Below are 20188 nucleotides of genomic sequence, written 5' to 3'. Positions count from 1 at the left end.
TCAGGCCGGTTCCGAAATGCGTCTATATTGATCGGGGCGGCGATAGAGCGCGAAGTTGAAATTCACCTTCCGGCAGGTCTCGATCAAATCGAGATCGGCGCGGTGGACGATGATTTCGTCATCGAGCGACATCGCCTGCGCGGCGATCTCGCCGGTCGGCGCGATGATGCAGGACCCGCCGATCAGGGCCTGGCCGTCTTCGAGACCCGCCTTGGCGGCGGCAGCGACCCACAGCGTGTTCTGGTAGGCGCCTGCCTGCATCGGCAGATGGTTGTGGAACATCCTGAGATGCGCCAGCGCCGGCGCCTCGTCGAGCAGCAGCGGCGTGTTGTAGCCGAGCAGCGCGACCTCGGCGCCATTGAGGCAAAGCATGCGGTAGGTCTCGGGCCAACGGCGGTCGTTGCAGATCGCCATGCCGATGCGCACGCCGCGATAATCGAAGACCGGGAAGCCGAGATTGCCCGGCTCGAAATAGCGCCTTTCGAGATGCGTCGTGGTGCCTTCTTCCGGCTCGCTCGACCCCGGCACGTGCATCTTGCGGTAGCGTCCTATGAAACGCCCGTCCGGCCCGACCAGGTCCATCGTGTTGAAATGGCGCGTGCGGCCGTCTTCCCTGGCGATTTCACAGTAGCCCAGGGCGAAGCCGATCCTGAGGCGGACAGCGGCATCATAGAGGCGCTGCGTTTCGGGGCCGGGCATGGCCTGTTCGAAGAAGGCGTCTATCTGCGCCTGATCGTCGATGCGCCAGCGCGGGAAGAAAGTGGTCAGCGCCATCTCGGGGAACACGGCAATCTCGGCCCCAGCGGCTGCGGCCTGTTCCAGCAGATGGACGAGACGATCGACCGTCTCGCCCCGCGTCGCACTGCGCTGGATAGGCCCGGTCTGCGCGACCGCGATAGTCAGGCATCGAGCCATGGAGTCGTCTCCTCGACTGGTTTTCCCGAGCGGGCGGGATCGGCCGCGGTGCGCTCGACGAACTGTCCGAACCCGGGCCGCACCTGCAGCTGGCCGTCGGCGATCACAGGGAGGCCGCGCACCAGCACTGTGGTCGGCTTGCCGGTCACGCTCCTGCCCTCGTAGGGCGTGAAGTCGACACGCGAATGCAGCGCCTGGTGCCCGAGCGTCCAGGTGACCTGCGGATCCCATAGCGCCAGGTCGGCGTCGAGCCCGACTTCGATGCGCCCCTTGGCATGGGCCAGCCCATAGATCGCGGCGGCATTGCGCGAGGTGAGATCGAGATAGCGCCCGAGCGTCAGGCGGCCCGTCAGCAATCCTTCCGAAAACAGCAGCGGCAGCCGCGTTTCGATGCCCGGAATGCCGCTCAGCGTGGTTGTGAAACCCGGCGTCTGCGATCGTGCGATCTTGTCGGCGAAGAAATAGGGAGAATGGTCCGAAGACCACAAATCGATGCCGCCATCGATCAACGCCTGCCACAGATGCCGATGGCTGCGCGGCGAGCGCGGCGGCGGCGAAAACACAAAGCGCGCCGCGTCCATGGCCGGCCGGTCGAGGTCGGCTGCGCCGATGAACAGATATTGCGGGCAGGTCTCGGCAACGGCATCGACCCCTCGCCCACGCGCCCGCTCCACCTCCTCAGCCGACTGCCAGGAGGAGACGTGCACGATGGTCATGCGCGCGCCGGTCATTTCGGCAAAGGCCAGCGCACGATGCGTTGCCTCGCGCTCCATCGTCTCGCTGTGGGCGACGACATGATAGCGGATATCGGTGCGGCCAAGATCGACCAGCCGCTGCCGCGTGCGCCTTATGGCCGCGTCGTTCTCGGCATGCACCATCACGATCCAGCCCAGTCCGCTCGCCGCGTCGAGGACGCGAAAGAACAGGTCGTCGTCAACGGCGAAGCCCTGATAGGTCATGAACAGCTTGACCGAAGCAATGCCGCGCGTCGCGAGCTGCATCAGCTGGCTCTCGACATCTTCGCCGGTGCCCATGGTCACCACGGCATGAAGACCGTAGTCGATCACCGCCCGACCTGCTGCACGATCGAGCGCGCGGTCGACTGCGGCGACCGTGCTCATCTCCGGACCGGGCATGCCGAAGGGAACGATGCATGTCGTGCCGCCAAAGGCAGCCGAGATGGTGCCGGATTCGAAATCATCGGCATTGCCTGCCCCGCCCCAGACCGGCTGGTCGAGATGGCAATGCGCGTCGATGCCGCCCGGCATGACCCAACGACCACCGGCGCCGATCAAGGCTTTGCCGGCCAAGCCTGTCCCAATGGCGGCGATACGACCGTCATCGATGGCGACATCACAATCGGCCCACCCGTCGTCGAGGGCAACGCGTCCGCCTTTGATCACCAGCTCATGCATTCGGTTTGCCCAACCCAAGCGCCGTCAGTCCGCCGCCGCCGTCACCATGATCTCCACGCGATACTGGTCTCCGGCAAGCCGCGCCTCCACCGTTGCGCGTACCGGCATGGCGCTGCGGTCGATCCAGGCATCCCAGGCCGTGTTCATCATGTCGAAGTCGGCGATGTCGCGCAGCCAGATCTGGGCGCTCAGCAGTTTCGATTTGTCGCTGCCGGCCTTGGCCAGAAGCGCATCGATCTTGGCAAATATCTGCTTGGTCTGCGCGGTCGTGTCGCCGGAAAGGTCGTCCGCCGTCAGGCCCGAGACGTAGACGGTACCGTTGTGCCGCAACACGCGGCAGAAGCGCTGGCCGTTCTCAAGGCGTTCGATCGTCATTCCGTTGTCCCCTCTCGGTCTTTGGCAGGCGACCTATCGTAGGGACCGCGCAAAAGGACTGTAAAGCCTGCGAACACCGCAACATGGCATTTCGGCTTCCCGCATGACCAAAAAAAATGACGCCATAGCCGTGTCAATCTTCGCTTGCAGCATGCATGACGCGGTGTAGCTTCTGTCTGGGAGAGCAGTCGCTGGCCAGCGTGACTGCCAGGGGAGCCGTCGCAATGCACGACAATCCAGCGCCGGTTGACGACCCCGGTTGCGATCCGTCCCTGTCCGCCTAGCTTCATTCATGGGATCGATCGCTCAATCCGCGATGCGCTTCTGGCGGAACGCTGAACGCTCCCGCGCAACGCTGCCGATGATGGCAAGCGTCTGCCTCGCCTGTATCGGCAGCGCCATGCTGACTACCGCCGTGTCGTTCCACCTCGGCAAGGCCGGCGTCGACCCCCAGACCGTCCAGATCGTGCTGACCGCCTATCCCGCCGGTTTCCTGATCGGATGCCTGATGACGCGCCCATTGGTCAGCCGCTACGGCCATGAGCGGACATTCCTGCTGGTCCTGGCGACCGCGCTGATGTCGGCGGTCGGCTTTGTCGTCACCGACTTCATGCCGGCCTGGTTCTGCATCCGGCTGCTCGGCGGCATGTCGATGGCCTCGATGTTCGTCATCTGCGAGAGCTGGATCAACCTCTATGCCGAACAGCATAATCGCGGCGCGCTGTTCGCGCTCTACATGCTGACGACGGCGATCGCCGTGCTGCTTGGCCAGGTCCTCGTGGCGCTGGTCGGTCCGCAATCACCGCATCTGTTTCTGGTCGCGATGGCGACGGTGCTCGCGGCCTTTGCCCCCAACCTAGCCGGGCTGCGCTGGCCGGCGCTGCCTTCGGTGCCGGCCGATCCGGCGCCCGCGGCCGGAGCCAAGGCAGACAGGCGGCTTGGGCCGCTGGCGCTTTTCAGGCTGGCGCCTGTAACGGTCGTGGCGATTTTCCAGGGCGGCATCACGAACATGAACGTCTTCGTGCTGACGCCTCTCTACGGAACGCAGATCGGCCTGTCGGCGGCCACCACGGTCTGGCTGGTGACCACGATAAGCATTGCCGGCATGGTGGCGCAGACCCCGGTGGGCTGGCTTTCGGACCGTCTCGACCGCCGACTGATATTGTTGGTGCAAGGACTGGTGTCTGTGACGGCCTGTGCCTCCATCGCCTGGCTCGGCAGCCTGTCGGCGCCTCTGCTCTTCGTGTTGTTCTTCATCTATGGTTCTACGGCCCTGACGATCTATCCGGTGGCCATGGCCTTCGGCGCCTCGCAGCTTCATAGCCGGCACATGGTCGCCGCCTCCGGCACGCTGCTCCTGCTCTACTCGATCGGCAATGTGGCGACGCCCGGACTCGCGGCGGGATTGATGGCGCATCTTGGACCTCCCGCAATGTTCCTGCTGCTCGGCGGCGGCGCAGCCCTGGTGACATTGGCCGCCTGCTACAATCTCCTGCGCCGGCCCGTCAGAGCGCCGGTCATGCAAAGCGTCGAGGAACGGGTATGAGGACGGCGCGATGAACCGTCTCCAAGGCAAAATTATCCTGATCGCGGGCGCCGCAAGCGGCATTGGCGCCGCCATCGCGCGGCGCTGCGTTGCCGAAGGCGCCAGCGTGGTCTGCGCCGACCACGATCTCACGGCGGCGCAAGCCCTCGCCGATGAGCTTGGCGGTGCCGCTGCCGCCTGCCGCTGCGACGTGACCGATGCAGGATCCGCCAGCGACGCCGTGGACATGGCAAGGCAGCGCTTCGGCCGGCTTGACGGGCTGGTGCATAACGCCGCCGCGCCATCGACCAACGCCACCGTCGTCGATCTCGACGAACAGTCCTGGCGTCGCGAACTCGACGTCAGCCTGACCGGCGCCTTCCTGATGAGCAAATTCGCGGTGCCGTTGATGGCGGCAGGCGGCGGCGGCTCGGTGGTGTTCATCGGTTCGCAGTTCGGGCGGGTCGCAACCGCCAGGGCCGTTGCCTATTGCGCCGCCAAGGCGGGACTGATCCATCTCGCCAAGGCGATGGCGGTCGACCATGCGGCGGACAAGGTGCGCGTCAACAGCCTGTCGCCGGGCGCGGTGGCGACGGCGCGCCTGCTGCGCAGATTTCCAGACTTCGAGGCTGCCAATGCGGGCCTCGGCCCCGCCCATCTGCTCGGCCGCATCGCGGAGCCCGATGAGATCGCCGCGGCTGCGGCCTTCCTGCTATCGTCGGACGCATCCTTCGTCACCGGTTCCGACATGCTCGTGGATGGCGGCTATGCGACGCGCTGATCCCGTCCGTTCAGCTTCAAAGGAGTTCATATGACCCTGCTTGTCACCGGTGGCACCGGCTTTGTCATGAGCGTGGTCGCACGCGCATGGCTCGACCGCGATCCGCAAGCCCGGGCCGTGATCTTAGACCGGTCCGGCCTCGACGCCGCCGCCGAAAAGCACTTCGCTCCGGTGCGCGACCGGCTCACCGTCATCACCGCCGATATCCTCGACCCGAAGACATGGTCCGCGGCCCTGAATGAGCACGCCATCACGGCGATCGTGCATGGCGCGACGATCACGCCCATCTCGCGCGGCAGCGCCTCGGAGGCAAAACGCCAGCCGGAGGCTGAAGACCCTGCCCGAATCGTCGACGTCAACCTGATGGGCACGGTGCGGATGCTGGACTGGGCGCGAGACCGACCGGACCTCAAGCGCTTCGTCTATGTCAGTTCCGGCTCCGTCTACCGCCACAATGGGCCGGACTGGAGCAGCGAGCCGCTGCCCGAAGACGGCTATGTCGCGCCCTTGACGCTCTACGGCATCTCGAAATTCGCCTCCGAGATGGTGACCAATCGCTATGCCGACCTGTTCGGCCTGTCGGCCGTCTCGGTGCGGCTTGCCTCGGTCTACGGGCCGATGGACCGTGCCACCGAGAGCCGCAACTTCCGCCATGTGCCTAACCGCGTCGCGCATATGGCCCTGGCCGGCGAGACGATCAGGCCGAACAGCCTGGACCCTGTAGGCGACTACGTCACGTCGACCGACGTTGCCGACGCGATCCTCGCGCTGATCGACGCACCGCGCCTCAATTATCGCCACTACAATATCGGCTCCGGTTCCAGCCAGACGATCGGTGAGATCATCGGCTGGGCAAGGGAACGCGCACCCGGACTGAAGGCCGAAGTGACATCTGGAGAAGACGCCAACATCGTCCAGGATGTGAAACTGAAAGGCGGCATGTGGGGCGCCTACGACATCGCCCGCATCCTGCGCGACACGACTTGGCGGCCGCGTCCCGGCAAGGAAGCCTTCCACGCCTACATGGACTGGATAGCAGCCAGCGAAAACTGAACTGCCAGCCGCAGGAGACCAGCCGATGCCGACCGATCCGCAGCAGGTACCGCAACCGCGCGACTTCGTCGGTTATGGTCCGCACCCGCCCCTCGTGACCTGGCCCGGCGGCGTCCAGCTCGCCATCAACCTCGTGTTGAATTACGAGGAAGGCTCGGAATATTCATGGCTGGAAGACGGACGCAACGACAATTGGGGCGAATATAATCTCACCTCGAGCCCGCCCGTGCGCGACCTCGGGACCGAGACGCATTTTGAATATGGCAGCCGCGCCGGTGTCTGGCGGCTGGCCCGGCTGTTCGATCGCCACGACATCCCGATCACCATCTCGGCTTGCGCGGTGGCGCTGGAACGCAATCCGCCCTTTGTGGAGTGGATGAAGACGCGCCGGCATGACCTGCTCGGCCACGGCCTGCGCTGGATCGATTACACGACGATGGAGCGCGACGAGGAAAAGCGCCAGCTGCATGAAGCGGTGGCGCTTTATGAAAAATTGCTGGCGCGGCGGCCCCTGGGCTGGAACTGCCGCTCGCTGCCCAGCGTCAACACGCGCGATCTGCTCGTCGAGGAGGGCGGCTTCCTCTACCATTCAGATCCCTGCAATGACGACCTGCCCTATTTCCTCGACCATGGCGGGACAAAGATTCTGGTCGTGCCCTATTCCAAGACGCTCAATGACAGCCGCTATCTGGTGGCGCCCGGCTACAGCAATCCGCGCGACTTCGCCGAGGATTGCCGCTCGGCGATCGATTATATGCTTGACGAGGCCGGCGAGACGGGCGGCCGCATGCTGACGATCGGTATCCACGCGCGCTGGATGGGCCAGCCCAACCGGGCGTCCGGCTTGCGCGAGGTGATCGAACACGTGAAGCGGAACCCGGCCGCCGCCTTCATGCGCCGCGAAGACATTGCCCGCTTCTGGCTGGAGAACCATGCCCGCTTCGAGCGACGCGGCTGACGGACCAGGGACGCCATGTTCGAAACGCTGATCCGGGGAGCCATCATCGTCAACGCCGGGGGGTTGGAGCGGCGCGACGTGGGCATCAGCGGCGGCCGTATCGCGGCACTTCTGGCGCCGGGCGAGATGGCTTCGGCGAGGACCATCTTCGACGCTTCCGGCTCTTATCTGCTGCCCGGCTTGGTCGACGCGCATGCGCATCTGCGAGAGCCCGGACTGACCCACAAGGAGGATTTTTCCTCCGGCACGCATGCCGCCGCCCTCGGCGGTGTCACCACGGTGCTCGATATGCCCACGGACGAGCCGTGGACAGCCACGGCTGAACAGCTTGCCGACAAGATGGCGATGACCGAGGCTCGGATCCATGTCGATGTCGGTTTGCAGGCCGTGGTCAGCCGCGACTTGTCGTTGATCCCCCGCTTGCTCGGCCTCGCACCGGTCTCGTTCGAGCTCTTCACCGCCGACGTGCCCGATGACTTCCTGTTCGCTACATCCGATGCCGTGGCCGGGGCGTTGAAGGCTTTCGCCGGCAGCGACACTTTGATCGGCATCTCGCCCGGCGATCAATCGATCCTGACCGGCAGCGCAGCGCTCGATCGCTCCGGCACCATCGCGGCCTTTCAGGCCAGCCGGCCGCCGCTGGCCGAGGCCAACGGCATCGCCCGGGCGCTCATCGCCGCGGCTGCGGCCGAGAGCAGAATTCATGTGCGCCAGATCAATTCCGAACTCGGCGTCGAGACATGGAGCCGGCTGCGCGGCATGGCCGACGCCAGCGTCGAGACGACGCCGCAGAACCTGTTCTTCACGGCGACGGATTACGAACAGCAAGGCGCCAAGCTGAAGGCCTCTCCGCCGCTGCGCTCGCCGCATGATGTGGACGCGTTGCGCGCTGCGCTGAGCGCCGGTCTGATCGACATCGTCGCCACCGACCACGCGCCGCACGCGCCAGCCGAAAAGGCGGCATCCTATGCGGCCTTCGCCGACATTCCAGGCGGCCTGCCCGGGCTGCAGACGCTGCTGCAGGCCATGCTGAAATTGGTCGACGACGAGGTGATCGCCCTGCCCGATCTAGTACGCATGTGCGCCCGCAATCCAGCCGAGCGCTTCGACCTAGGCTGCCGCAAAGGAAACATCGCGGTTGGATACGATGCCGATATGCTCATCCTCGACCCACGCCAGTCCAGTTCGATCGCCAATGAAGACCAGGTGTCTCGAGCGGGCTACACGCCATTCGATGGCTGGACCGTCCAGGCGCGGCTGACAAACGTCTTCCTGCGCGGTCGCGAGATCGTGCGCGAGGGAAAACTGATCGATCCCAAATTCGGACGCGTCGTCACCCGGGAAAGCTGAACACCATGCCACTGCTCGCCAACAAGATTGCTATCGTCACCGGAGGCAGTTCCGGCATAGGCCGCGCCATCGCGCTGAAATTCGCGTCCGAGGGCGCGAGCGTCGTCATCGCCGACCCCGCCGAGCCGCCGCTCGAAGGCGGCGAGGCCACCGCGGACTTGATCCGCGCGGCGGGCGGAACCGCTCTCTACATCCCGACCGACATCTCCGCCTGGAGCGCCGTCGACGCACTTGTCGCCACGACGGTGGACCGGTTCGGACGGCTCGACGTCATGGTCAACAATGCCGCGATCTACACCAGCACCAACCTGATCGACACCACGCCGGCACAATGGCAGCGTGTCATCGGCGTCAACCTCACCGGCTTCTTCTACTGCTCCAAACGCGCTGTGATGCAGATGCTCGCACAGGCGCCCGTCAACGAAGCCCGCGGCCGCATCATCAACATTTCCTCGCAGCATGGCATGGTCGCCTGCCCCGGCGATCTTCCCTATTCGGTCAGCAAGGGCGGCATCGTGCAGATGACGCGGCAGATCGCCGTCGACCACGCCGAAGACCTCATCATCTGCAACGCCATCGCACCGGGCAAGATCATCACCGGCAAGCCGGGCGTGGCCAACGACCCCGACGCGCTGGACTATTCGCACCGGCGCACGCCTTGGCCGCGGCTCGGGCAACCAAATGACGTGGCAGGTGCGGCACTTTTCCTCGCCAGCGACATGGCAAGCTACATCACCGGCATCAATTTGATGGTTGACGGCGGCTGGATGGCCGGCTGACCAGCGAGCTTCTAGGCCGCCTTCACGATGCGAAATCCTTCGACTTCCTTCACCACCGGCAGGCCTTTCCAGCGCTCCGAATCGTGAAGGATGATCAGCCTGTCGAGATCGCCGCCGATCTCGGTATTGATGCGATCGATCGTCTTGAGCTGATCCCAGACGCTGCCGACGGCGTTGTTGAGCGGCTGGTAGACGCCGTCGTGCTTGTGGCCGGTGATCTGCCGGGACGAGTAGACGCAATCGCCCGAAAGGACGATGCGTCCCCTCGACGTTTCGACGATCACGAATTGCTGTCCCATCGTGTGGCCCTGCCCAAGACGGACATGGATCCCCGGCAGGAGATTGTCCCGGTCGCCATCGACCAGGGTCAGCCGGTGTTCCACCGAAGCGTCGAAAGCCGCGCGCAGATCGTCCGGGTCGATAATGGCGGTGAGGAAGCCATATTGCACCGGCAGCGCCATCGCCTCGTGCCAGGACAGCAGCTCCTGCTTTTGCAGATAGAGCCGGGCTTTCGGGAACTGATCGATCGAGCCCATATGGTCGAAATGCGCATGGCTGACGATGATGTCGGTGATGTCGTCTGGCGCCAGCCCCAGTTCGGCCAACATGCGGACCGGGGAAATCCACCAGGGTATGCCGAATTTATCGGAGAAGTTGGGTCCGGCTTCGGTCTTCATGAAGCCCGTGTCGACAAGCACGTTGCGGTCGCCGCGCCGCGCCAGGATAAAGGAAAAGGGCAAATCCGTGGGGCCGTCATCATACATCCCGTTGACCAGATCGACCCATGGCTGGTTCTTCGATCGTGCGAACTCGATGACATAGATTTCCCAGTGCTCGGTTTGAGCCATGGCGTCCTCCTCAGCTTTCGGCAAGTGAGCGGCCGAGGCTGGAAAGCCCGACAGCGATGATCAGGATGGCGCCCTGGAACACATATTGTGAGAACGTCGGGGCGCCGAAAATATTGAGGCCGTTGAAGCCGAAAGCAATGATCAGCGCGCCGACCAGGGTTCCCAGCACGTGGAACTCGCCGTCGCGCAAAGTTGCCGAACCCAGGAACACCGCTGCGAAGGCCGTCAGAAGATAGGAATCGGCAGCACTTGTCGTGCCGCTTCCCAGCCGCGACGCCAGCAGCATGCCGGTGAGCGCGGCGCACATGCCGGAGATGACAAAGCCGAGTGTCTTGATGCGATCGACATTGATGCCGGCCAGGCGCGCCGCGGCAGGGTTGCCGCCGACCGCCTGGATCTCCTGGCCGATCGAGGTGCGCTCGACCAGCACCCACAATATGCCAAGCACAAGGACCATGACGACGATGTTGTTGGGGATGCCGAAAAGCCAGCGGCCGAGCGAGAGCTGCAGGAAGGCCTCCGGCACGCCGGCAACGATGGGCACGCCGGCGGAGTAGGCGAAGGCGATGCCGGTGATGATTGTCCCGACGCCCAGCGTCGCGATCACCGAATTCACTTTCATCTTGGTGACGATGAAGCCGTTGACCAGGCCGATCAGCGCGCCAAGGGCGAGCACGATGGCGATGGCCAGGGGGATCGGCAGCTTGTCATGGACGATGAAGCCGGTGACGAGAATTCCGTGCAGGCTTGCGGCAAAGCCGATCGACAGATCAAGCTCGCCGACCACGACCGCCAATGTCAGGCCACCGGCGATGATCATCGCAAGCGAGGCCTGGTTGAGGACGTTGGTGAAGTTGCCCAGGGTCGAGAATGCTTTCGGCGACAGGATCGAAAAGGCGATGATCATCGCCAGCAGTCCTAGGATGGTCGCATAGCGCGCGAAAAGTCCGAGGCCGGCTTTCGCACGCGGTGTGAGGCGCCTGTTATAGGTGGCATCGCTCATCTGATCGTCCTCCCGGTCAATGGCTTCGCTCGCCATAGCTTGCCTCGACAATGGCCGAGCGCGACATCGATGCGCCGCTCATTTCGCGAACGACAACGCCTTCCGCCATCACCAGCACGCGATCGCACAGGTCCGGCAACTCGTCGGGTTCCGACGAGATGACGAGGACCGCCATGCCTGCCGCCGCCAGGTCGCGGATCTGGCGGTGGATCTCCGCTCGCGCGCCGATGTCGACGCCGCGTGTCGGTTCGTCGAGAATGAGCATGTGCGGCGCGCGCTGCAGCCATCGGCCGATGACCACTTTCTGCTGGTTGCCGCCGCTCAGCCGGCCGACGGGATTGTCCGCGCTTGCCGTCTTGATCGAGAGAAGTTTCATCGTCTCGCGAGCCAGGGAGGATTGCGCTTTTCGGCTGAGAAGCGGCACCCTGCGCCCGAGCACAAGCTTGTCCAGATTGACCAGACCAAGATTGAACGCGACGCTTTTCGTCAGGAAAAGCCCTTCCGTGCGTCGCTCCTCCGGCACAAGGCCTATGCCGGCGGCAACTGCGGCTTGTGGCGTTTTCGGCGCGTAGGCCTTGCCCCTGAAAGTCATGCTGCCGGAGTCCGGCCGATCGGCACCGTAGATCAGCCGCGCCAGCTCGCTGCGTCCGGCGCCGACCAGGCCGCCAATGCCCAGAACTTCCCCCTGTCGAAGCTCGAAACTGACGCCCCTCACCTTGGGCAGGCGTGTCAGGTTGCGGACGCGCAGAACGACCTCGTGGTTTTGCGGCACGTAATCCGGCCCGCTGTCGCCGCTGGCAGTGTCGCCGCCCACGATCGCCTCGACCAGCGCCCTGCGCGTCAAGCCGGCACGCGTGAATTCGGCGACGGAACTGCCGTCGCGCAAGACCGACACCCGATCGCAGAGTTTCAGGATCTCGTCGAGGCGGTGCGAGACATAGAGCACGGCGACCCCCGAGGCCGAGAGATCCGCGATGATCGTGAACAGCTTCTCGGCCTCCGCGGCGGAGAGCGAGGCGGTCGGCTCGTCCATCACGATAAGCCGCGACTTGCGCACCAGCGCGCGGCAGATATTGATCAGCCAGTTTTCGGCGGTCGACAGCCCTTTCACATTTGCATTGAGCGAGGCGGTGATGCCGACGCGTCGCGCGATCGGTTCGACGTCGCGCGCGATCGCTGCCCAATCCGTCAAGCCGAAGCGCGATCGTTTCGGCACGCCCAGCATGATGTTCTGGAGGACGGTCATCCCCGGAACGAAAGCCAGTTCCTGATGGATGAAACTCATCCCCATTGCCGTTGCGCGGTGCGGTGTCTCGACAGCGACTGTCTGCCCATCAATCTCGATCGATCCCTGATCCGGATGGTTGAGGCCGGCAAGGATCCTGATCATCGTCGACTTGCCCGCACCATTGGCGCCGACCAGCCCGTGCACCTCCCCCGCGATGATGTCGAGGGAAGCATCTCGCAACGCCCGGGCGCCGCCGAAGGCCTTGCCGATGTTGCGCACGACAAGAAATGGAGGCGCCGCAGGCGCCCCCATCTCAATTGCCGCATTTCCTGTCACCCGATCGGTCAAAAGCTGGCTGCGCCTACTGGATCGCGTCAGGATGCTTGGCCAGAAAATCCGCCACCGTGTCCTTGGTCACCAGCACCGCCGGAACCTCGGCGGCCTTCGGCGTCCAGCCCTTCCCGGCCGCGGCAATCTCTTCAACCATCTTGGCCATGTTATAGCCTTCGGTGTAGCTGTCTTGCCAGGCCGTGGCGGTCATGAAACCATTCTTGATATTTTCAAGAGCCTGGGCATTTCCGTTGATGCCATACACCATCACATCGGTGCGGTTCTGGGCACGCAGCGAGCCGATGGCACCGATCGCGGGATCGTCCCAGCAGCCCCAGATCGCCAGCTTCTCGTCTCCCGCGGGATGCGAGGCCAGCCATGCATTCGCGTATTGCGCGCCATCTTCAAAGTAGCCGGGAATGCGCACCTCGTTCTTGGTCACCTTGATGTCGGGATATTTGGCGACCATTTCATCCATCACCTGCTCTCGGTTCCGGCAGACTTCTCCGGTGTGATAGGTCAGGGCCAGGATGGATCCCTTGCCGTTCATGTTCTTGAGCATGAGGTCCACGACCGGGATGGCCATCGGGCCGCCCGAACCGTTGGTGGCGGCGACGGTGCCGCCCAGCCCACCGCCCCAGGTGACGACGGGAATGTTCGCGGAACCGGCTGCGGCGAGCCCGGCCCCGATGGAAGAATAGGGGAACACCATGTCGATGATGGCATGCGCGCCAAGCTGGGCGAAGTTCTGGATGGCAGCGTTGGCCTGGTCCGCATTGCCCGCGGCGTCGACGACGGTGACTTTCCAGCCGAGTTCGTCTGCCGCTTTGGTCGCGCCTTGGATATAGCGGACGTTGTTGGATTCGGTGGCGCTGATGGAAACGATGCCCAGGAGGGGCTTGTCGGCTGCCCTGGCCTGCGCGCCGGACAATGCCAGAGCCGCGGCCAAAACGCCGAACGTCAGGTTTTTCATGTTCTCTCTCCCTAGTGAGGTCGGACGCGGGCCTGCGAATGGAAGCCGATCATCGCCTAACCGTTTCGGCAGATTTTCTCATTCTGAACCGCTTCGCAACAAAATTCGTGCAAAGAGACCCAAAATAGGCGAAGTATTGAGGCTAAAAGTCAGCTAATCGATTAGCTAAGAGAGCAGATGGCCACCATAAAAGACGTCGCCGAAGCCGCCGGTGTATCAACGGCCACGGTCTCCGCCGTCGTCAACGACAGCGCCTATGTCAGTCCCGAACTGCGCAGTCGTGTGCTCGCCGCGGTTCGCGAGCTTCGCTACGCCCCTTCGCTGGTGGCGCGCAATCTGCGCAGCGGGCGCAGCCAGCTGATCGCGCTTGTCGTGGCCGACCTGGCAAATCCTTTCTATGCCCGCATCGTCACGGCAGCCGAGGCGGCAGTCGCCGCCTGGGGCTACTCGCTCGTGTTGTTCAACAGCGACGAGAAGCCCGATATCGAGAAGCGCATTTTTTCACGCATTCGAACATTGGGCTGCGACGGCTCGGTGATCGTTCCCGTCGGCGCCGAAAGCCATTACCAGCGACGTGATTTCGAAGGCGGCGCGCCGGTGGTCTTGCTCGGCCGTTCGATTGGCGACGCCGGCGTCGACACGGTCACCATCGACAATTTGTCGGCCGGAAAGCAGGCGACCAACTACCTCCTCGATCTCGGCCATCGCGATATCGGCTCGATCACCGGTCCCAGTCAGCTCACCACGGGCAGCGGCAGGCTGCAGGGCATGCTCGACGCGATGGCGGCCCGCGGGCTTGCCCCGAAGACCGGGCATGTGCGCTCCGGAGAGTTCCGCGAGGACACCGCCTATTCGGTCGCGCGCGATCTGCTCGGACAGCCGGACCGGCCGACCGCCCTTTATGTGGCCAATGGCGTCATGGCCATCGGGGTCATGCGGGCCGTCGCCGACCTCGGACTGCGCTGCCCCGAGGATGTGTCGATCGCCTCCACCGATACGGTGGCTGGAGCAGGCGGACTGAAGCCGCGGCTGACCCGCACCGAGCATCCGGTCAAGGACATGACGAATGAGGCTCTGCGCATGCTGGTCGACCGCATTGAAGGGAAGGTCGCCGAGCCCTCCCGCAACGTTGTGTTCCAGCCGGCGCTCGTGGTCGGCGAGAGTTGCTCCCCGTTGAAATCTTCCCACATCCCGGCGTGAGCCTGGTCTTCGATCAGAATCACCGGAGCTTCGCGTGATTTCCCCACCTCGGCAATGATCGTTGGAATCCGACCGTCACATCAGTAACGTCAGTTGACTTGGAACTGGCGGTTGCCTTCGCGCAATCACCAGGAATACTCTGCGGACCGCGTGCCATCTGGTGATCCGCTGACAATACCGGACGAGATGATCACTGATCCAAGGCAATCCTGACGAGAGGCACACGCCATGGCTGACACGCCGACGCCTAGCCCCGCGCTTATCGCCGCCCTCACGACAGAGCATTTCGTCCAGCAAACGGCCATCAGCACATCCATCAGCGAAATGGCGTCGCGGACGACGATCTACATCATGTCTCTATCCAGCGCTCTGGTGGCAATCGGCTTTATGACGAAGTCTTCCGAGTTCTTTCTGCCGTTTGTCGCGGTTGTGCTGCCATCGGTCTTTCTGCTGGGTGCTTTTACGGTTCTGAGGCTGGTCGACATCGCCGCTGAGAACATGCAGGCCCATATCGGCATTGCGCGGATCAGAGCCTTTTATCGGACCCTTGACGACGAAGCTGCCTTCCAGTTTTCCAGGGAGTTCGGTCGCTGGCCTGAAAACGACGCCGAGCCATCGCTTCGCACAGGGCCGCTGCTGGCATATTTGACGACGGCCGCGACGATGATCGCATTCGTCAACGCCATCGTCGCCGCGGCGGGCGTTGCTCTGCTGGCATCATTCTTCGGTGCGGAGCTATGGCTCGCCCTGTGCCTTGGTCTGGGAACGACGACCGGCTTGATGGCGCTATTCTATTTCTACCAAAGGCTTCGCACAAAAGGCATGGTCCGCATCGCCAAACCCTATGGTTCTGACAAAAGCGTTCTTTGACGGGTGCAGCGATTTGAGGGCGTCGGACCGCATCTGTAATCGAGCCACCCAACGCAGTTCCCGTTGCCGCAGGCGCTGTCGGGGCGAAGCAAGGCTGTGCGCCAAGGCGCAACGATGAACCCGTCCGATCGCGTCCTGGTGGTTGCCGGTTCTCGCTGTCGGGGGCGGCTAAGATTGTTCGCCTGGCAAGCTAGTCCTGTCCGGGATCTCCGGTCAAACCCGCTTTGCCGATACCGGCCATGGCGGCCGCCTCGTCATTGTCGGACGTGCATCCGGAAATGCCCACCGCGCCCAGCAATGCGCCGGCGGCATCGCGGATCAGCACGCCTCCGGGCACCGGCATCAGGCTGCCACCGATGGCGTGCGTGGCGGCGGCGATGAAAAATGCCTGATCCTTTGCCCGCTTGAACAAGGAGCGCGATCCCATGCCGAGCGCGACAGCGCCATCTGCCTTGGCCCTGGCGATATCGGTCCGTTTCAAGCTGGTCCCGTCCATGGCCGCGGCGGCCTTCAAAGCGCCGCGCGCGTCGAGCACCACCACGCTGATAGGCTTCATCCCCTCTCGTTCGGCATGCTCGATCGCACCCGCTGTAATGGTTTGAGCCTGGCTGAGTAAAAGGGTCATGATGGTCCTCTTGGCGATTCCGTAACAATGCAACAGGGCGTAGGGTTGATCAACAGGACGGGAGTTTCTGCTGTCGGCAAGATCTGCCGATCAAAGTGGGCAGAGGCCCAGGCAGCCGGAAAGATGCACCCATCAGTCGATATCCGGCCGAAAACATGATCACATGGCGGCTTGCGAGATCGCCGGAGGCGTGCGCGCGATCCACGGCGCCGATCGCTCGTAGGCCCGTGCGATCTGAAGCAAGCGCCGATCGCCTCGCGGCCGGCCGATGAGCTGGACACCTATACTACGGCCCCGGTCGTCGAAGCCGGCCGGAGCAGCAAGCACCGGGTGGCCCGAGAGAGTGCCGGGAATGACGATCTCCATCCAGCGATGATAAGTATCCATGGCCCGTCCTGCGATCTGGCGGGGCCAGGAGATCGTGGCGTCGAAAGCGAAAACCTGGGCGGTCGGAAGCGCCAACACATCAAAACGGCTGAACGCGCCGTTCAGCCAACGAACCCAATTGCTTCGGATGACGCTGGCCGCATGGATGTCGGCGGCGCTCAGACGCAGCCCGCCCTCGATTTCCCATCGCAATTCCGGCTTCAGCTTTTCCCTGCTTTCGGCATCCTCGTAGCGTTGCGCGTGTCCCGCCGAAACACTCCACTGCCTGAGCGCCATCCACGACTTCCATAACAGGGCCGGGTCGAAATACGGCTCGATCGGCTCGATGATCGCGCCTTGCGCCGCAAGCGCCTCGAGGCCATTGCGCGTCGTGTCCAGCAGATTGGCGTCGGTTGGATAGTAGCCGCCCCAGTCCCCGATCCAGCCGACGCGCAGCCCCCCGACATCGCTATCCAAACCAGCAGCGAAGCTCTCGGCTTCGGATGGCAGGGAAAGCGGAAAAGCTTCGGTTTCACCGGCAAGCGTATCCAGCAACCGAGCCAGGTCGCGAACCGACCTTGCCATGGGGCCGGACGTGGACAGCTGATGCAGGAACAATTCGTCCGCCGGCAGGTCGGGCACCCGCCCGAACGACGGGCGGAAGCCCCAGATGTTATTCCAGCCTGCGGGATTGCGCAGGCTGCCCATCATGTCGCTACCGTCGGCGACCGGCAGAAGGCGCAAGGCCAGCGCCACCGCGGCGCCGCCGGATGATCCGCCCGCGCTCAAGGAAGGATCGTAGGCGTTGCGGGTGGTTCCGAAGACGGGATTGTAAGTGTGGGATCCGAGGCCGAACTCTGGCGTGTTGGTCTTGCCGATGAAAATGGCACCGGCACTCCTTATGCGTTCTGCCATCAGACAGTCGGCGTCAGGCACATTGTCGGCATAGAGGGGAGAACCATAGGTGGTCGTCAGACCCGCGGTCTCGGCCAAGTCCTTGATTGCAACAGGCAATCCGTGAAGCCATCCGCCATATCTCCCGGCGGACAAGGCGGCATCGGCTGCTTGCGCATCCTGCATCAACGCCTCGGGATCCCGCAGCGAAACAATCGCGTTGAATTCCGGGTTCAGGCGCTCGATGCGATCAAGATGATCACGCATCACGCGCTCACAGGAAAGCCGGCGCTCGGCGATGGCGCTCGAGAGTCCGGTCGCGTCGCCGTCGACGCTTGGAGTGCTCGCATGGTTCATCGAAGGTCCTCACCGGCGCGAATGCGATCTGTGGCCAAGCTCGTCGTTCCGGCTGTCAAGCCGCATACCTCATGTTTAACCGCGTTGCACCGAGCTGAGAAGCCGCAGCTCAGACTGCCCCCGCCCTGTTGCGGCCTGTCGACTGTAGGGAGGATTGCCGGTAAGCGGCCCTAAGGACTCCGCATCAACGCCCTCTCCGTTTCGAACGGATTCGGGTCAAGCCGCCGGTTCGCGCACCGGAACAAATGCACGCGCGGGACGTAGAGCCTCGATTCACCGGAGAGGCTACCCATGCGCGCACTGACCTGGCACGGCAAACATGACATCCGCTGCGAGAGTGTACCAGACCCGACGATCGAGGCGCCTACGGATGCGATCATCAAGATCACCTCTTGCGCCATTTGCGGGTCCGATCTTCATCTCTACAACGGCGTCATCCCCGACATGCATAGCGGCGATGTGCTCGGCCACGAGAATATGGGCGAAGTGGTCGAAGTCGGATCTGGCGTCTCCAATCTGAAAGTCGGCGACCGCGTCGTCGTGCCCTTCGTTATCGCCTGCGGTGAGTGCTTTTTCTGCAAGCGCGGAGCCTTCTCAGGCTGCGAGCGCTCAAATCCGCAGAAAAGCAAGGAAAAGGCCGAGACATTGTGGGGCCATTCGCCGGCCGGACTGTTCGGCTATTCGCACCTCCTCGGCGGCTTTCCCGGCGGCCAGGCGGAATATCTTCGGGTGCCCTACGCCGATGTCGGGCCGATCAAGGTGCCGGCGGGCCTGAGCGACGAACAGGTGCTGTTCCTGTCGGACATATTCCCCACCGGCTACATGGCAGCGGATTTCTGCAACATCCAGCAGGGTGACACGATTGCCATCTGGGGCTGCGGACCTGTCGGACAGATGGCGATCAGGAGCGCCTTCCTGCTCGGAGCCGAGCGTGTCATCGCCATCGACACGGTCCCGGAGCGCCTGGAACTGGCTCGCGACGCGGGTGCGATCACCATCGATTTCCTGGCTGAAGATGTCTACGACCGCATCCAGGAACTCACCAAAGGACGCGGCGCCGACGCCTGTATCGATGCCGTCGGAACCGAGCCGCTCGCCAATTCCAGCTTCTACGCGATGGTAGACAGGGTGAAGGTCGCGACCTTCATGGGTACGGACCGGCCGCATGTCCTGCGGCAGGCAATCCACTGCACGCGCAATTTTGGCACGGTCTCGGTTGTTGGCGTCTATGGCGGCTTCCTCGACAAGATCCCGTTCGGGTCCGCCATCAATCGCGGACTCACCATGCGAATGGCCCAGACGCCGGTTCAAGGATACTTGCCCAAGCTGATGGCGCATATCGAGAACGGTGACATTGACCCCTCCTTTGTCATCACCCATACGGCCAGCCTCGAAGAAGGCCCCGATCTCTACAAGATGTTCAATGACAAGAAGGACGGCTGCATCAAAGTCGTCCTCAAGCCATAACAAGGAGCGCTCAAATGGCTGAGACCTCACGTCCCCTGGCAATCATCACCGGCGCCTCCAGCGGTATTGGCCTGCAAATCGCCAAGCTCGCTGTTGCGGCAGGATACGACCTCGTCATCGCGGCCGACGAGCCTGAGATCAACGACGCAGCCTCCGAGCTTGAAGCGGGAGGAGCCGTTGTTCGAGCCATACAGGCCGATCTCGCCACCATCGAAGGTGTCGATCAGCTCTATGATGCCGCGCGTGAACTGGCACGCCCGGTGGAGATCCTGATTGCAAACGCCGGACGCGGCCTTGGCCACGCGTTCCTCGAGCAGGATTTTGACGAGGCCAAGCGCGTGGTCGACACGAACATCGTCGGCACCATCTACCTCGTGCAAAAAATCGGGCGCGACATGCGCGCGGCAAACAAGGGCAGGATACTGCTGACCGGTTCGATCGCCGGCTTCATGCCCGGCTCGTTCCAGGCGGTCTACAACGGCACCAAGGCCTTCGTGAACAGTTTTGCCTTTGCGCTGCGTAACGAACTCAAGGACACCGACGTCACGGTGACCTGCCTGATGCCGGGAGCCACCGACACTCGGTTCTTCGAACGTGCCGATATGCTCGATACGACGGTCGGCCAGCAGGAAAAGGATGATCCCGCCGATGTCGCCAAGACGGGTTGGGATGCGATGATGAGAGGCGATGGCGACATTGTCAGCGGGCTGAAGAACAAATTGCAGTCCGCAGTTGCCAACATTACTCCGGCCGGCATGCTTGCCGAGCAGCATCGCAAGATGGCAGAGCCCGGTTCGGCTGACAGTTAGGGGGCACGGCGCTCCCTCGCACGGAGCCTGCACATCTGACATTGAACGCCGTCGGCACCAGATCGGC

19 protein-coding genes are annotated in these 20188 nt (G+C 63.5%); 10 read left to right on the top strand and 9 right to left on the bottom strand.

Annotated elements, in window-relative coordinates; genetic code table 11:
• The 3 genes from LB513_RS10835 to LB513_RS10825 are packed head-to-tail and all read right to left on the bottom strand — an operon-like array spanning position 1 to position 2705.
• Positions 1–915 carry a nitrilase-related carbon-nitrogen hydrolase gene (locus LB513_RS10835; protein WP_224663486.1) on the bottom strand — a complete coding sequence of 305 codons (915 nt, stop codon included), beginning with the start codon at positions 913–915 and terminating at the stop codon, positions 1–3.
• Positions 900–2330 carry a dihydropyrimidinase gene (hydA, locus tag LB513_RS10830; RefSeq protein ID WP_224663485.1) on the bottom strand — a complete coding sequence of 477 codons (1431 nt, stop codon included), beginning with the start codon at positions 2328–2330 and terminating at the stop codon, positions 900–902. The genes LB513_RS10835 and hydA overlap by 16 nt, the downstream gene beginning before the upstream one ends.
• Positions 2331–2354: 24 nt before the next feature.
• Positions 2355–2705: a RidA family protein gene (locus tag LB513_RS10825; protein WP_224663484.1), complete on the bottom strand. Its 351-nt coding sequence runs from the start codon at positions 2703–2705 to the stop codon at positions 2355–2357.
• Positions 2706–3105: 400 nt separating this feature from the next.
• Between LB513_RS10825 and LB513_RS10820 the strand changes: the two genes are divergently transcribed.
• From LB513_RS10820 to LB513_RS10795, 6 genes are read left to right on the top strand one after another with little or no spacing between them, the layout of a single operon-like run.
• On the top strand, positions 3106–4251 hold the full coding sequence (locus LB513_RS10820; protein WP_263482061.1) for an MFS transporter: 1146 nt from the start codon (positions 3106–3108) through the stop codon (positions 4249–4251).
• Between the two features lie 10 nt (positions 4252–4261).
• On the top strand, positions 4262–5011 hold the full coding sequence (locus LB513_RS10815) for an SDR family NAD(P)-dependent oxidoreductase (protein ID WP_224663483.1): 750 nt from the start codon (positions 4262–4264) through the stop codon (positions 5009–5011).
• Between the two features lie 30 nt (positions 5012–5041).
• Entirely contained in the window at positions 5042–6064 is a 1023-nt protein-coding gene (locus tag LB513_RS10810; RefSeq protein ID WP_224663482.1) for an NAD-dependent epimerase/dehydratase family protein, read from the top strand.
• Positions 6065–6089: 25 nt separating this feature from the next.
• On the top strand, positions 6090–7022 hold the full coding sequence (locus tag LB513_RS10805) for a polysaccharide deacetylase family protein (protein WP_224663481.1): 933 nt from the start codon (positions 6090–6092) through the stop codon (positions 7020–7022).
• A 15-nt stretch (positions 7023–7037) separates the two neighbouring features.
• Entirely contained in the window at positions 7038–8372 is a 1335-nt protein-coding gene (locus LB513_RS10800; protein WP_224663480.1) for a dihydroorotase, read from the top strand.
• A gap of 5 nt (positions 8373–8377) precedes the next feature.
• A complete protein-coding gene (locus LB513_RS10795; protein WP_224663479.1) occupies positions 8378–9151 on the top strand; it encodes an SDR family NAD(P)-dependent oxidoreductase in 774 nt (257 codons plus the stop codon).
• 11 nt (positions 9152–9162) lie between these two features.
• Here the strand turns inward: LB513_RS10795 and LB513_RS10790 are convergent, their stop codons facing one another.
• From LB513_RS10790 to LB513_RS10775, 4 genes are read right to left on the bottom strand one after another with little or no spacing between them, the layout of a single operon-like run.
• Positions 9163–9999, bottom strand: a complete 837-nt coding sequence (locus tag LB513_RS10790; protein ID WP_224663478.1) for an N-acyl homoserine lactonase family protein — start codon at positions 9997–9999, stop codon at positions 9163–9165.
• A gap of 10 nt (positions 10000–10009) precedes the next feature.
• Entirely contained in the window at positions 10010–11002 is a 993-nt protein-coding gene (locus LB513_RS10785; RefSeq protein WP_224663477.1) for an ABC transporter permease, read from the bottom strand.
• Positions 11003–11018: 16 nt separating this feature from the next.
• Positions 11019–12542: a sugar ABC transporter ATP-binding protein gene (locus LB513_RS10780; protein ID WP_224663476.1), complete on the bottom strand. Its 1524-nt coding sequence runs from the start codon at positions 12540–12542 to the stop codon at positions 11019–11021.
• A gap of 49 nt (positions 12543–12591) precedes the next feature.
• Entirely contained in the window at positions 12592–13533 is a 942-nt protein-coding gene (locus LB513_RS10775) for a sugar ABC transporter substrate-binding protein (RefSeq protein WP_224663475.1), read from the bottom strand.
• Positions 13534–13710: 177 nt separating this feature from the next.
• Here LB513_RS10775 and LB513_RS10770 point away from each other — a divergent pair, with 177 nt between their 5' ends.
• Together LB513_RS10770 and LB513_RS10765 are read left to right on the top strand one after the other, a co-directional pair.
• On the top strand, positions 13711–14733 hold the full coding sequence (locus LB513_RS10770; RefSeq protein WP_224663474.1) for a LacI family DNA-binding transcriptional regulator: 1023 nt from the start codon (positions 13711–13713) through the stop codon (positions 14731–14733).
• 228 nt (positions 14734–14961) lie between these two features.
• A complete protein-coding gene (locus LB513_RS10765; RefSeq protein ID WP_224663473.1) occupies positions 14962–15603 on the top strand; it encodes a hypothetical protein in 642 nt (213 codons plus the stop codon).
• 190 nt (positions 15604–15793) lie between these two features.
• Here the strand turns inward: LB513_RS10765 and LB513_RS10760 are convergent, their stop codons facing one another.
• A complete protein-coding gene (locus LB513_RS10760; protein WP_224663678.1) occupies positions 15794–16231 on the bottom strand; it encodes a GlcG/HbpS family heme-binding protein in 438 nt (145 codons plus the stop codon).
• Positions 16232–16387: 156 nt separating this feature from the next.
• On the bottom strand, positions 16388–17845 hold the full coding sequence (locus tag LB513_RS10755; protein ID WP_224663472.1) for an amidase: 1458 nt from the start codon (positions 17843–17845) through the stop codon (positions 16388–16390).
• Positions 17846–18136: 291 nt separating this feature from the next.
• On the opposite strand from LB513_RS10755, the gene LB513_RS10750 reads away from it, so the two are divergent.
• On the top strand, positions 18137–19312 hold the full coding sequence (locus LB513_RS10750; RefSeq protein WP_224663471.1) for a zinc-dependent alcohol dehydrogenase: 1176 nt from the start codon (positions 18137–18139) through the stop codon (positions 19310–19312).
• Between the two features lie 14 nt (positions 19313–19326).
• Positions 19327–20121 carry an SDR family NAD(P)-dependent oxidoreductase gene (locus LB513_RS10745; protein WP_224663470.1) on the top strand — a complete coding sequence of 265 codons (795 nt, stop codon included), beginning with the start codon at positions 19327–19329 and terminating at the stop codon, positions 20119–20121.
• Positions 20122–20188: the final 67 nt, after the last annotated feature.

Origin of the sequence: Mesorhizobium sp. ES1-1, from assembly GCF_020164785.1 — a bacterium.
Classification (GTDB): Bacteria; Pseudomonadota; Alphaproteobacteria; order Rhizobiales; family Rhizobiaceae; genus Mesorhizobium.
This window is presented reverse-complemented; position numbering and strand designations above follow the sequence as displayed.